The 13596-nt window shown below is 66.4% G+C and carries 12 protein-coding genes; 6 read left to right on the top strand and 6 right to left on the bottom strand.

All coding sequences use genetic code 11. From position 1 onward, the window contains the following. Nucleotides 1-92: 92 nt before the first annotated feature. From ACPXCG_RS10500 to ACPXCG_RS10480, 5 genes are all read left to right on the top strand, one after another. Nucleotides 93-1364 (top strand): PucR family transcriptional regulator, encoded by a 1272-nt coding sequence (locus ACPXCG_RS10500; RefSeq protein ID WP_425791739.1) that lies wholly within the window; start codon nt 93-95, stop codon nt 1362-1364. 195 nt (nt 1365-1559) lie between these two features. Continuing rightward, a complete protein-coding gene (locus tag ACPXCG_RS10495; RefSeq protein WP_425791737.1) occupies nt 1560-2468 on the top strand; it encodes an ACP S-malonyltransferase in 909 nt (302 codons plus the stop codon). 124 nt (nt 2469-2592) lie between these two features. Further along, nucleotides 2593-2898: a meromycolate extension acyl carrier protein AcpM gene (gene acpM, locus ACPXCG_RS10490; RefSeq protein ID WP_425791735.1), complete on the top strand. Its 306-nt coding sequence runs from the start codon at nt 2593-2595 to the stop codon at nt 2896-2898. Then, complete coding sequence (locus ACPXCG_RS10485; protein ID WP_425791733.1) at nt 2895-4166, top strand: KasA/KasB family beta-ketoacyl-ACP synthase; 1272 nt, start codon at nt 2895-2897, stop codon at nt 4164-4166. Before acpM ends, ACPXCG_RS10485 begins: the two co-directional genes overlap by 4 nt. A gap of 29 nt (nt 4167-4195) precedes the next feature. Continuing rightward, nucleotides 4196-5647 (top strand): acyl-CoA carboxylase subunit beta, encoded by a 1452-nt coding sequence (locus ACPXCG_RS10480; protein ID WP_425791732.1) that lies wholly within the window; start codon nt 4196-4198, stop codon nt 5645-5647. Nucleotides 5648-5979: 332 nt separating this feature from the next. Here the strand turns inward: ACPXCG_RS10480 and ACPXCG_RS10475 are convergent, their stop codons facing one another. The 5 genes from ACPXCG_RS10475 to ACPXCG_RS10455 form a co-directional block, all read right to left on the bottom strand. Further along, nucleotides 5980-6498, bottom strand: coding sequence for a DUF3145 domain-containing protein (locus ACPXCG_RS10475; protein WP_425791730.1), 519 nt, complete (start codon nt 6496-6498; stop codon nt 5980-5982). 136 nt (nt 6499-6634) lie between these two features. Continuing rightward, nucleotides 6635-7447 carry a serine hydrolase domain-containing protein gene (locus ACPXCG_RS10470; RefSeq protein WP_425791728.1) on the bottom strand — a complete coding sequence of 271 codons (813 nt, stop codon included), beginning with the start codon at nt 7445-7447 and terminating at the stop codon, nt 6635-6637. Nucleotides 7448-7474: 27 nt separating this feature from the next. Then, nucleotides 7475-8605, bottom strand: a complete 1131-nt coding sequence (locus ACPXCG_RS10465; RefSeq protein ID WP_425792098.1) for an NDMA-dependent alcohol dehydrogenase — start codon at nt 8603-8605, stop codon at nt 7475-7477. 145 nt (nt 8606-8750) lie between these two features. After that, nucleotides 8751-10355 carry a fatty-acid--CoA ligase FadD5 gene (gene fadD5, locus ACPXCG_RS10460; RefSeq protein ID WP_425791726.1) on the bottom strand — a complete coding sequence of 535 codons (1605 nt, stop codon included), beginning with the start codon at nt 10353-10355 and terminating at the stop codon, nt 8751-8753. A 97-nt stretch (nt 10356-10452) separates the two neighbouring features. Next, nucleotides 10453-11259, bottom strand: coding sequence for an enoyl-CoA hydratase-related protein (locus tag ACPXCG_RS10455; protein ID WP_425791724.1), 807 nt, complete (start codon nt 11257-11259; stop codon nt 10453-10455). A 190-nt stretch (nt 11260-11449) separates the two neighbouring features. On the opposite strand from ACPXCG_RS10455, the gene ACPXCG_RS10450 reads away from it, so the two are divergent. Next, the gene (locus ACPXCG_RS10450) at nt 11450-12715 is read left to right on the top strand and encodes a TetR/AcrR family transcriptional regulator (RefSeq protein ID WP_425791722.1); all 1266 of its coding nucleotides are present in this window, start codon (nt 11450-11452) and stop codon (nt 12713-12715) included. Here the strand turns inward: ACPXCG_RS10450 and ACPXCG_RS10445 are convergent. Then, nucleotides 12689-13531: a hypothetical protein gene (locus ACPXCG_RS10445; protein ID WP_425791720.1), complete on the bottom strand. Its 843-nt coding sequence runs from the start codon at nt 13529-13531 to the stop codon at nt 12689-12691. The two genes, ACPXCG_RS10450 and ACPXCG_RS10445, sit on opposite strands and share 27 nt — an antisense overlap. Nucleotides 13532-13596: the final 65 nt, after the last annotated feature.

Raw genomic sequence — 13596 nt, 5'->3', positions numbered from 1 at the left:
CGGGCCGTGCCGCCGCGAGAACCCGAGTTTGCCCCTCGCTGGGCCCCCTCCCCCGGGGGGGTGGGCCCGACGCATGGGCATAGATTGAGACGGTGAGCGATGCACGCGTGAACCAGGAGGCAGCGACGGCCGACGTGTTCGGTGCGCGGGGAGCCCACGTCCCCGCACCCGCCACCGTGCACGATGCGCTCCCCGACACACTGCTGCGACGGGTCAAGCAGTACAGCGGACGACTGGCCACCGAGGCGGTCCATTCGATGCAGGACCAGCTCCCGTACTTCGCCGACCTCGACGCCGCCCAGCGCGCGAGCGTTCAGCTGGTCGTCCAGACGGCGGTGGTCAACTTCGTCGAGTGGATTCAGGACCCCGAGGGCAACGTCAAGTTCACCGTCCAGGCCTTCCAGGTGGTCCCGCAGGACCTCGCACGACGCATCACGCTGCTGCAGACCGTCGAGATGGTGCGCGTGGCGATGGAGTTCTTCGAGAAATGGCTCCCACTACTCGCCCGCAACGACGCTCAGCTCCGGGCGCTCACCGAATCGGTGCTGCGCTACGGCCGCGAGATCGGGTTCGCCGCCGCTTCGATCTACGCCTCGGCCGCCGAGTCGCGCGGCGCCTGGGACTCCCGCCTCGAGGCGCTCGTCGTAGACGCCGTCGTCCGCGGTGACACCGGACCGCAGCTCTCGTCCCGGGCCGCTGCCCTCAACTGGGACTCCGACGCACCGGCCACCATCATCGTCGGGACCCCGCCGCCGGAGCAGAACGTCTCGGTGCCGCTCGCCATCCACAACACCGCGAAACAGTTCGACCGGTCGGCGCTCTCGGTGGTCCAGGGCACCTTCCTGGTCGCCATCGTCAGCGGAGCCGTCAAACCCGGCGAACGGTTCGTCACCGAGTTGCTGACCCATTTCGCCGACGGTCCGGTGGTGATCGGACCGACGATGCCGAACCTGGGCAGCGCACACACGAGCGCCAGCGAGGCGATGTCCGGTATCGCGGCAGTGGTCGGCTGGCCGAACGCGCCGCGCCCGGTCCACAGTCTCGAATTGCTTCCCGAGCGCGCGCTCAATGGCGACACGGCGGCGATGGCCGCACTGAACGAGTCGTTGGTCCGTCCGCTGGCGAAGGGTGGCAGCACCCTCAACGCGACCCTCGAGGCCTATCTCGACTCTGGAGGATCGGTCGAGAGTTGCGCCCGCGTTCTGTATATCCATCCAAATACGGTTCGCTACAGACTGAAGAAAATTTCGGAAATCACAGGACGTGATCCAACTAACCCTCGCGACGGCTACGTCCTGAGGGTCGCGGCGACTGTTGGTCGATTGACACACTTCCAAAACGAAACGCACTCATTGGCCACATGAGCCACACCAGCCACAGCCCGGTTTCGACGTTTCCGCTGATCACACTCCCTGGGACACGTTTTGATAACGCATCTCAAAGTGGTGTCGAACCAGGTGTGGGTTAGATCAAGTTTGTGGGAACCCCACAAAAGGTTGCGACAAGGTTCATGGGCCTCGACACCCACAAAGTGCCCTCAGACAGTGTTCTCTGGTCACGTGCTTTCGATGCTTGCGCCCGGCCAGGGCTCACAGACACCCGGGATGCTGTCCCCGTGGTTGGAACTTGCCGGTGCCCGGGACCAACTCTCGACATGGTCGAAGCTGACCGGCCTCGATCTCGAGCGCCTCGGCACCACCGCGACCGCGGACGAGATCACCGACACCGCGGTGACCCAACCGCTGGTGGTCGCGTCGGCGCTGCTGGCGTACCAAGAACTCGCGAGACGTTCGGAACTGGCCGCCGATGCGATCGTCGCGGGCCATTCCGTCGGTGAGCTCGCCGCCGCTGCCATCACCGGTGTCATCAGCAGCGACGAGGCCGTGTCACTGGCCGCCATCCGTGGTGCCGAGATGGCCAAGGCCTGCGCACTCGAACCGACCACGATGGCCGCGGTTCTCGGCGGCGACGAATCCGCCGTCCTCGCGCGCCTCGACGAACTCGACCTCGTCCCGGCCAACCGCAACGCCGCCGGCCAGATCGTGGCGGCCGGCGCTGTGGCCGCCATCGACGAGCTCATCGCCAACCCGCCGGAAAAGGCTCGCACGCGTAAGCTCGCAGTCGCGGGAGCGTTCCATACTCGATTCATGGCCCCAGCGCAGGAGGCCGTCGCCGCGGCCGCGGCAAAGATCACGCCCGCAGACCCCAGTCGGACGCTGTTGTCCAATTTCGATGGCCAACCTGTAACGAATGGCGCCGACGCGCTGACAAGACTAGTGGGACAGGTGACGAAACCGGTCCGCTGGGACCTGTGTTCCGCGTACATGCGCGAGCAGGCCACCACTGCCGTCGTCGAGCTTCCGCCCGCGGGCACGCTCGTCGGCATTGCCAAACGAGAGTTGAAGGGCACGCCGACCCTGGCGCTGAAAATGCCCGACAACCTCGACAACATCACCGAACTTGGATAGCGGTCACGGCGACAGGCCGTGACCCCCGGAAGACCGGATCACCGGTTGTCCAATCACTCATGGGCGGGATGCTCGTGAGTGCTCCGGAGAACATCACAGAGCAAACCAAGAAGGGAACCACATCGTGGCTGCCACCCAGGAAGAACTCATCGCCGGCATCGCCGAGATCATCGAGGAAGTCACCGGCATCGAGCCGTCCGAGGTGACCATGGAGAAGTCGTTCGTCGACGACCTCGACATCGACTCGCTGTCGATGGTGGAGATCGCCGTGCAGACCGAAGACAAGTACGGCGTGAAGATCCCCGACGAGGATCTCGCCGGCCTCCGCACCGTCGGCGACGCCGTCTCCTACATCCAGAAGCTCGAGACGGAGAACCCCGAGGCTGCTGCCGCCATCCAGGCCAAGGTCGAGGCAGACAAGAACTCGTGAGCTCCCCATCCCTCCGCGAATACTCAACGCTGGGCGGGAACTTCCCGAGCGTGGTGGTCACCTCCATGGTGGCCACCACCTCGCTGGGCGAAGATCTCGACACCACGTGGAAGAAGCTGGTGGCGGGTGAGTCGGGCATCCGTGAACTGACTGATGACTTCGTCACCAAGTACGGCGACCTGCCGTGCCGCATCGGCGGTCGTCTGATCAAGGATCCGTCCGAGGAAGTGACGCGCGTCGAAGCACGCCGCATGGCCTACGTCGAGCGCATCGCACATGTCATGAGCAAGCGCCTGTGGGCCCAGGCAGGCGAGCCGGAGGTCGACCCCGACCGTCTGGCCGTCGTCTTGGGCACCGGTCAGGGTGGCGGAGATGCGATGGTCGAGGCCGTCAAGGCGATCGAACAGTCGGGCAACTACCGCAAGGTCTCGCCACTGGCCGTCTCGATGGCGATGCCGAACGGCCCGGCCGCGGTCACCGGACTCAATGTCGGTGCGCGTGCCGGTGTGATCACCCCCGTCTCGGCGTGCTCGTCGGGTGCGGAGGCCATCGCACATGCGTGGCGACACATCGTCATGGGTGACGCCGACATGGTCGTCACCGGTGGCGTCGAGGGTCACATCGACGCGATTCCGATCGCGGCGTTCTCGATGATGCGTGCGATGAGCACGCGCAACGAGGACCCTGCGGGTGCCTCACGGCCGTTCGACAAGGATCGCGACGGCTTCGTGTTCGGCGAGGGCGCGGCGATGATGATCATCGAGCGCGAAGAGCATGCCAAGGCACGGGGTGCACACATCCACGCCCGCCTGCTCGGCGCCGGTATCACCTCGGATGGCTTCCATCTGGTGGCACCGGATCCAAGCGGACAGGGGAACGCCCGTGCCATGACCCGTGCGATCCAGACGGCCGGCCTCACCAAGGCCGACATCAGTCACATCAACGCACATGCGACGTCGACTCCCATCGGCGACACGGCCGAGGCGGCGGGTATCAACGCGGCAGTCGGTCAGCATGCTGCGGTGTACGCGCCCAAGTCGGCGCTGGGGCACTCCATCGGCGCAGTCGGGGCGCTGGAGTCCGTGCTCACCATCAAGAGCGTCGAAGAGGGTGTCATCCCTCCCACGCTCAACCTGCAGAACCAGGATCCGGAGTGCGACCTCGACGTAGTTCACGGTGAAGCCCGTTATGGGCAGATCGACTACGCGTTGAACAACTCGTTCGGATTCGGTGGGCACAACGTCGCGCTCACCTTCGGTCGCTACTGATACACCACCCCGACACACAGGAGACAGCGATGACCACATTGGCTCCCATCACCGGCCATGAGGAAGCTGCGGATCCCCGTGATCCGCTGCTCCGGCTGACCAACTTCTTCGACGAAGGCACGATGTCGCTCCTGCACGCTCGCGACAAGTCGGGTGTGCAGGCCGCCATCGGCTCGGTCAACGGCGTTCGCACTGTCTCTTATTGCACCGATGGCACCGTGATGGGCGGTGCCATGGGTGTGGTGGGTTGCGCTCACATCGTGAACGCAATCGACACCGCCATCACCGAGCAGACGCCGGTCATCGGCATCTGGCATTCCGGTGGTGCCCGGCTCGCGGAGGGCGTCGAGGCGCTCCACGCGGTCGGCCAGGTCTTCGAGGCGATGGTCCGCGCCTCCGGCTACGTGCCGCAGATCTCGGTGGTCGTCGGCTTCGCCGCCGGCGGTGCCGCGTACGGACCAGCACTCACCGACGTCGTGATCATGGCCCCGGCGGGCCGCGTGTTCGTCACGGGTCCCGACGTGGTCAAGAGCGTCACCGGCGAATCCGTCGACATGGAGTCGCTCGGTGGTCCGCTCACCCACGGCAAGAAGTCGGGCGTGTGCCACATCATCGCCGACTCCGAGCCGGACGCATACTGGCGCGCACGCCGACTCGTGTCGACGTTCAGCCGGCAGGGCCACTTCAACCGGGAGCAGGCCGAGGCCGGCGACGTCGACCTCATGGCGTTGTTGCCCGAATCGAATCGTCGCGCCTACGACGTGCATCCGATCGTCGAGCAGATGCTCGACACTCAGATGGCCGCCGACGGCGAGACCGAGATCTCCACTTTCGAAGAGCTGCAGGCGAAGTGGGCTCCGAACATCGTGGTGGGATTCGGCAGGCTGTCCGGGCGCAGCGTCGGCGTCATCGCCAACAACCCGCTCCGCATGGGCGGCTGTCTGAACTCGGAGAGCGCCGAGAAGGCCGCGCGATTCGTCCGACTCTGCGACGCTTTCGGTATCCCGCTGATCGTCGTCACCGACGTCCCCGGCTACCTGCCCGGCGTCGGCCAGGAATGGAACGGCGTGGTGCGTCGCGGTGCCAAGCTGCTGCACGCCTTCGCCGAATGCACCGTTCCCCGTGTCACGCTGGTGACGCGAAAAATCTACGGCGGCGCGTACATCGCGATGAATGCGCGCGCCCTCGGCGCCACGGCGGTCTTCGCGTGGCCGGGCTCGGAGGTGGCCGTGATGGGCGCCAAGGCGGCCGTCGGCATCCTCCACAAGAAGGCGCTCGCCGCCGCACCGGACGACGAGCGGGAAGCCCTGCACGATCGTCTGACGGTCGAGCACGAGGCGATCGCCGGTGGTCTCGGCCGCGCCCAGTCGATCGGTGTGGTCGACGACGTGATCGACCCCGCGACCACCCGCAGCCGAATCGCCGAGGCGCTCGCGGCAGCACCGGCACGGCGTGGTCGTCACAAGAACATCCCGCTCTGACCTTCGGACGCGCGGCACGCGAGGCGATCTCGATACGACGCCTCGCTACGGCTCGGTGCCTACTCGATCAGCGTGAACAGGTCTCGACAGCCGTGAACCCACCGCCGGTCGAACAGGGCGCTTCCTCCGCCCGTCGACCCCTCCGCCCGTCGACCCCTCCGCCCGTCGACCCCTCCGCCGGTCGAGCAGCACGTCCCCTCCGCAGGTCGAGTAGCGGCGACGAAGGAGTCGCGTATCGAGACCTTCGACCGACACAGCACAGCAATTCGGCCCCGGCAGTTCGCTACCGGGGCCGAATCTCGTATCGGCGGTGGGTGGTACCGCCGAGGGGTCTATCCGACGCGCTGTTGGAGCCAGGTCACCTCTGCACCGGCGCCGCCCATGCGGTACGACTCCAGCGCGTCGTCCCATGCCGTGCCGAGTGCGGCCTCCAGTTCGCCGGCGAGTCCGGCGCTGTCGGGCTGGGATTCGATGAGCGCGCGCAACTGCATCTCGCCGATCATGACGTCGCCGTTCGCGCTCGTGGAGCCACGCCACAGCCCGAGGCCGGGCACGTAGCTGAAGCGCTCGCCGTCGACGCCATCGCTGGCGTTCTCGGTCACCTCGAAGCGCAACGCCGACCACTCTCGCAGCGCCGTCACCAGGCGCGCGGCAGTGCCGACCGGGCCGGCCCAGTCAACGGTGGCACGTTGCATACCGGGGTCGGCCTCTTGCGCGGACCACTTCAGGTTGGCCCGCGCATTCAGGGTCGACGACAGAGCCCACTCGACATGCGGGCATAGCGCCACCGGCGCCGAGTGGATGTACACCACTCCTGTCGTCCTGTCCGCAAACTGACTCAGATTGCGCACCTTTTCACCTCCGGTTTCGACGAGGAACGTCTTCCCCAACACACCTCGGAAACCAGATATCACACTTGTGTGGTTAATTGTGCCTCAAGTTGCCCGTGTTGCGCCAGTTTCTGGAGTGCTTTCTCAGGTTTCTCGATCACCGCGACAACTCGGCGACGACCGCGTCGTTGAAGTCGCTCCACAGCGGCTTGGCCCATGCACCGAATGCACGGTCGGTGAGCACGACACATGCCGTGGCGAGGACCGGGTCCACCCAGAGGAATGTGCCGCTCTGACCGAAGTGGCCGAAGGTCGGCGGCGAGTTCTGCGTGCCGGTCCAGTGCGGCTTCTTCTCCGCCCGGATCTCGAACCCCAGCCCCCAGTCGTTGGGGCGGTGTTTCCCGTATCCCGGGACGAAGCCGTCGAGACCAGGGAACTCCACCGACGACGCGCGAGCGGCCAGATCCGTCGACAGCAGAGTCGGCGACAGGAGTTCGGTGGCGAAGCGCCCCAGGTCGGCGGCGGTCGATCGAGCCCCGTGGCCGGCCGGCCCGGCCAACTCCGTCGACAACAGGCCGAGGGGTTCGCACACCGCCTCACCGAGGTAGTCGGCGAAAGCGATGTCGGTGACGTTCTCGACCGTCTCGGCGAGCACCTCGAATCCCGCACTCGAGTAGATGCGCTGGGTCGCCACCGGCGCCGCGACCTCGCGGCTGTCGAAGGCGAGTCCCGACGCGTGGGCGAGCAGGTGCGCGACGGTGGCCCCCGGCGGACCGGCGGCATCGTCGAGTTCGACGGCACCTTCTTCCACCGCGATGAGAACCGCCTCGGCCACAAGGAGTTTGGTGACCGAGGCGAGCTCGAAGACACGATCGGGGTCGCCGAATTGCTCGACGACCCCGTTCGCGGTGACAACTACGGCCGACACGTGGTCGACCGGCCAGTCGGCTAATGCATCAAGTGGCGACACACCGCACGACACTACCGTCCGTGATGGTCAGTGATCCTCGTCGGTGTACCGGATCACGCCGCGGATGTTCCGACCCTCGAGCATGTCCTGGTAACCCTCGTTGATCTGGTCGAGGCGGTACTGACGGGTGATCATGTCCTCGATGTTGAGCTTGCCCATGCGGTACATCGAGAGCAGCTGCGGGATGTCGAGCTTCGGGTTGGCGCCGCCGAAGATCGAGCCCTGCAGGTTCTTCTGCAGCAGGGTCAGCATCGCGAGGTTGAGGGTCACCTCGGATTCCATCATGTTGCCCATGCCGGTCAGCACGCACGTCCCGGCCTTGGCGGTGATCCCCATCCACGTGTCGACGTCCTTGCCGTGCACCTCACCCACGGTGACGATGACCTTGTGGCACATGTGCCCCTGGGTGAGCTCCGCGATACCCATCGCGGCCTCTTCGACCGACGCGAAAGTGTGCGTGGCGCCGAACTTCATCGCCTGCTCGCGCTTCCACTCCACCGGATCGATGGCGATCACGTTGCGCGCACCCGAGATCACGGCGCCCTGCAACGCGGCCGTGCCGACGCCGCCGACGCCGACGATCGCCACGTCTTCGCCGGGGCGGACGTGGCCACTGCGGGTGGACGAGCCGTAACCGGTCGGGATGCCGCATCCGCACAGGGCGGCGACCTCGAACGGGATGTCCTTGTCGATCTTCACGGCCGATGCCTCGTGGACGACCATGTACGGCGAGAAGGTGCCGAGCAGCGTCATCGGGTAGACGTCCTCGCCCTTCGCGGTGTGGATGCGGAAGGTGTTGTCCGACACTGCTTCACCCTGCAAGAGCATCGCCCCGAAGTCGCACAGGTTGGCGAGACCGGCCTTGCACGACGGACACTTGCCGCACGACGGGATGAACGACAGGACCACGTGGTCGCCGACCTCGAAGTCGGTGACGCCCTCCCCCACTTCGGCCACGACTCCGGCGCCTTCGTGTCCACCGAGGATCGGGAATCCCGCCATCGGGATTCCGCCGGTCATCAGGTGATGGTCGGAATGGCACATTCCGGCCGCTTCCATCCTGATCTTGATCTCGCTGCGCTGCGGATCGCCGATCTCGATCTCTTCGATCTCCCACGGCTTGTTGAGTTCGCGCAGCAGCGCACCCTTGGTCTTCAACTTCTCTTCCTCCACTTGTAGACACGCGTCGTCCGACGGATCGACCCCCGACAGACGCAAGACATCCTACGAGAGACCCTAGTCACTCACGGCCAAAAATGAAACGTGTTCTAGTCGCGATTTTCGCCGCCCGTGAGGGCTACGGTCAGTTCGCCAGGCCGGCGTCCTTGCTTCCGTAGGACGAACGCAGCGCCGGCTTGACCACCTTGCCGCCCGCGTTGCGGGGCAGGACGTCGACGATGACCATCTCCTTCGGATGCTTGAACCGGGCCAGATTCTCGTTGAGATACGGCTCGAGCTCGGCGAGGGTGAGGTCGTCGGTGCCCTCGGCGAGCACCACGACGGCGACCGGCACCTCTCCCCATTTCTGATCGGCACGACCGATGACCGCGGCCTCGGCGATCTTCGGGTGGCCGTACAGCGCGTTCTCCACCTCGGCGCAGTAGATGTTCTCGCCGCCGGAGATGATCATGTCCTTGGCTCGATCGACGACGTAGAGGAAACCCTCCTCATCCTCGCGCACGAGATCACCCGAATGGAACCACCCACCGTGGAATGCATCGGCCGTCCCCTGCGGGTTCTGCCAGTACCCCTTCATCATGTTCGGGCCGCGGTAGACGATCTCGCCGACGTCCCCCCGGGGAACGTCCTTCATCTCCGGGTCGACGACCCGCGCGGTCACCGCAGGCACGACCTTCCCGATCGACCCGACCTTGCGCAGAGCATCCCGGCCTTCGAGGACGCAGGTGATCGGAGACATCTCGGTCTGACCGAAGACGGCGACGTTGACGGCGTCCGGGAAGGTCTCGTTCATCGCGTTCAGGACCGTGTCCGAGGCCGGGGCCGCGCCCCAGCTGATCACCCGCAGTTTCAGATCACGCGGATTGGCCTGCTGCGCAGCGCACACCGCCTGCCACTGGGCGGGCACCAAGAAGATCGACGTCGTTCCCTCACGCTCCAGGGTGTCGAGCATGTCGTTCGGGTCGAATGCACCGAGCGGGTGGATCACCGACAGCGCGCCCATGTAGATCAACGGGGTCATGGCACCGAGGCCGGCGATGTGGAACATCGGGGCCACACAGGCACCGATGTCGTCGCGCGAGGTCTGCAGCGCCTGTAGGCAGGTCACCGCCTGCGCCTGCAGGTTGGTGTGGGTCAGCATGGCGCCCTTGGGTTTTCCCGTGGTGCCTGACGTGTACATGATCAGCGACACGGTGTCCTCCGGGATGTCGATCTCCGGCAGATCCGACGAATCCTCGGCCACCAACGCCTCGAAATCCAGGTGGGCATCGTTCTCGGTACCGCCGGCGACGACGATCGACTCGATGGCACCGGTCGAGGCGCTGACCGCATCCGCCAGCGGTGCCAGCATCGACTCGGTGACGATGTGCTTCGCTCCGCTGTCGGTCACCAGGAACGCGATCTCCGCCGGGCTCATCCGGATGTTGACCGGCACGGGGATCGCGCCGATCAGGTTGGCGCCGAGCACCGCCTCGACGTACTCGGCGCGGTTCAACATGAGGATCAGGATGCGGTCCCCGAACTGCACTCCCCGTCGACTGAGCGCCGCGGCGAATCCGCGCGCCCGCTCATCGAGCTCGGCCCATGTGGTGACCGTGCCCTGGAACTTGAGAGCGGGCCGGTCGGGCGTCATGAACGCGTGCCTACGCACCTGGTTGTTCCAATGGTTTCGGCGCGAGCGCAACGGTTCAGTCGTCAGGTCGCGGCCGGGATCGATCGCGGCGGTCATGGGTGTCTCCTGTCCTGTGACGCTGTGGCGGTCACGGTTTCGGTTCGGGTGTGGTCGGTCGAAGGGCGATCCGGCAGACACCGCCGAGGGACGCCGATCAACGCTTGGCGCCGGCGAAAGCCGCCATCGCCGCCTGGAACTCGGCGGACTGGAGCAGGGTCGTCTGCCCCTCGAGCTCGCGGTCGAGCGCCTCGTCGAAATCGGCCATCGTGTGGGCGTCGAGTGCTGCCTTGGTCAGTCGCAGCGCGCTCGACGACGATCCGGCCAGCTTCGCCACCGCCTTCCCGACGGTGGCATCGAGAGTCGCCCGATCGGCGACCACCTTGGTGATCAGGCCGGCGTCGAATGCCTCTGTGGCGGGGAGCTTCTCGCCGAGCAGAGCCATCGCGTTCGCCCTGGCCCGCCCCACCGCTGCGGCCACCGACATGGAGGCCCCGCCGTCGGGCATCAGACCGATGTTGATGAAGGCCAGCAAGAAGTAGGAGCGTTCGGTCGCGTAGATCAGGTCGGAGGCCAAGGCCAGCGAGGCGCCGATTCCGGCGGCCGGACCGTCCACGACGGCCACGACCGGCACCCCCACCCCGCGGACGGCGCGTGCAAGGTCCGATCCCGACGAGATGACACCGCGGGCCTGCGTCGCGTCGAGACCACCACCCGGCCCCCCGGCCGCCTCGGCGATGTCGATGACGTCGGCGCCGGTACTGAAACTCCCACCGACGCCCTCGATCACCACGACACGGACATCCTCACGCGTCGACCATTGGTCGAACGCGTCGATGATGGTGCGACTCGCCGCCCCGTTCAGCGCATTCATCCGATGCGGCCGGTCGATCTCGATCCGGGCCACCCCTCGGTCATCCACACTGACCCGGATCTCGTCCGCACCTGCCGCATTGTCGCTCACGCCGTCTTGCCCCTCACTCGTTCCCGACCCCCTGGGGCCCGTTCGTCGACCACACTACTACCACGGTGCGATCCAGATCACGAGAATACTCATTAACTTATCCTCGCGGAAGATGCCGTTTTACTGGCATTTATCGCCTCGAGGGCCGAATCGCCGTGGTGAACATCAACTCCGACTATGCTCGCACGACATGACCGCCCAGCCGTCCCCACCGGCGACACCCCAGACCGACCGTGCGCGCCGTCGCCGGCCGGCCGACCGGCGCGACGTCATCCTGCGGTCGGCGGCCAAGGCCTTCAGCGCGAACGGCTATCACGCGGTCCGCCTCGACGACATCGCCGACGCCGCCGGGATCTCCGCACCCGCGCTTTATCGCCATTTCCCGAACAAATATGCGCTCTTCGCGGAGACCGCGCGGAATCTCGCCGACGCGCTCGCCGACGCCACCGGATCGATCCCACATGACCCGAACCGTCCCGAGGTGGAACTGCGTGGACTGCTCGCGGCGCTCACCGGCGCGTCGATCGACAACCGCCGCACCGGCGGTCTCTATCACTGGGAGGCCGACTATCTCCACACCGACGACGCCCGATATGTGCGGTCGATCGTCATCGCCCAGCATCGACGGATCCGTGACGCACTGCGCCGGGCGCGGCCTTGCCTCGACGCCGAGTCGGCCGATCTGATCACCGCGGCGATGACGAGTGTCGTCGCCAGCCCGGCCACCCACCGTGCGGCGTTGCCGGCACGCCAGATCGGCGATCTGATCACCGGGGCGGCCATGTCGCTGAGCGATGCCGACCTGCCCACTCGGCCCGACGCCGACACCGGCCCACCTCCGGCCGGCTTGTCACCGACGGCCAAACGCGAGGTGCTCCTCATCGAGGCGATGAAACTCTTCGCGGCACAGAGCTTTCGCGAGGTTACGATCGACGACATCGCACGCGCCGCCGACCTGCCCTCGTCCGGGGTATATCGCCATTTCGAGAGCAAAGCGGCGATTCTGCAGGCCGCGTTCTGGCGGACCTCCGACCGGGTCACCGCCTTGATCGCGGACGCACTGTCGTCGTCGAGTACGCCCCGGGAGGCCATCGTCTCCCTGGTGACCCGGTACGTGGATCTGTGCTGCACCAACACCGCGATGTTGTCGGTGTATGTCTCCGAGATCGGCAACGTGCCGCCCGCCCAGCGGACCGAATTGCGCAATCAACAACGCATCAACGTCGAGGAATGGGCTGCGTGGCTCACCCGGGAGCGGCCCGAACTCAACGCCGTCGCGGCCCGATTCCTCGTCCAGGCCGCACTCAATGTCACCATCGATCTCACCCGCCTGAACCGCCGGCCGACGCCCGAGCGGATCTCCGCACTCGGGCTCCGACTGCTGCTCGGCGGTGTCGGGTCACACGGTGTGGAGGCGGACTCGTTGGCGTCAGACGGTGTCGAGGTCGGCGAGTAGCCACCGACCGTCTCGCCGTTCCAGGGTCACCTTGACCCTGGACTGGTAGGGGATCCCCTCGGGCACTTCCGCACTCACCCTTGGCGACGTCACCGTCTGGTCCAAGGTCACCAACACGACGGCCTTGCCGTCCGAGATGGATTGCAGCCCCGCCTCTTTGGATTCCGCGCGTGAGGTCCCCCGGGCGGCGGCATTACCGCGACGGGCATCTTGGGACGAGATGATGTAGGACTTGGCGAACTCCGGCGTGGCAATGTCGTCTATCCGCCGGTCGAGGTCGCCGTAGTTCGCCGGATCGTAGGTGGCCACCACCGCCGCATAGCGCTTCGCCGAGTCCATCGCGTCCTGACGAGCGACCTCCGCCGGCCCGCTCGCATCCGCGCGTCGGTCGGCCTGCTGCGCCGCGTACGCGAAATAGGCCGTGGTCACGGCCAGCACGACGACCAACACAGACAAGCCGATGACCAGCATGCGTGAGCGTCGGGGCATCGTCGTCCGTCGCGGTCGGGCCACCACCCGGCCGGGTCTCCGGTCGACCGCTGCCGGACCGGACCCGTCCTCCGCGTCTGCGGCGATGTCCGCCGATTCACTGGCGCCTGACCCGTCCGCAGTCCGCCGACCCCGCCGCCGTGAGTCACGCTCTGCCTTCTGCCGGGCTTCCTCCCGAAGCCGTTCCCGGTTGGTGCGATTGACGGCCAGGAAGCCGTCGCCGTCGAGCGGGGTCACCTCGCCTGGCTCACGCGCGTCGTCGCGCGGTGGGTCGACCACCGCGTCGGCGTCGCTCTCGGCCGACGTCGGCCGCTGGGACTTTGGCATGCGACCAATGTAGCGACTCGATTCGGCGCTCCGGTCACGCCTATCAGATATATGTGCGCTACCTT

The sequence above is a fragment of the Gordonia sp. DT218 genome (assembly GCF_049847105.1).
Taxonomy (GTDB): domain Bacteria; phylum Actinomycetota; class Actinomycetes; order Mycobacteriales; family Mycobacteriaceae; genus Gordonia.
The sequence above is the reverse complement of the archived record's forward strand: the minus strand, read 5'-3'. Positions and strand labels throughout refer to the sequence as shown.

What these genes read in the sequence shown, in the direction of transcription:
- ACPXCG_RS10480 (WP_425791732.1), top strand. Translation starts at nt 4,196, where the DNA reads ATGACCACATTGGCTCCCATCACCGGCCATGAGGAAGCTGCGGATCCC.
- fadD5 (WP_425791726.1), bottom strand. Translation starts at nt 10,355, where the DNA reads ATGACCGCCGCGATCGATCCCGGCCGCGACCTGACGACTGAACCGTTG.
- ACPXCG_RS10445 (WP_425791720.1), bottom strand. Translation starts at nt 13,531, where the DNA reads ATGCCAAAGTCCCAGCGGCCGACGTCGGCCGAGAGCGACGCCGACGCG.
- ACPXCG_RS10450 (WP_425791722.1), top strand. Translation starts at nt 11,450, where the DNA reads ATGACCGCCCAGCCGTCCCCACCGGCGACACCCCAGACCGACCGTGCG.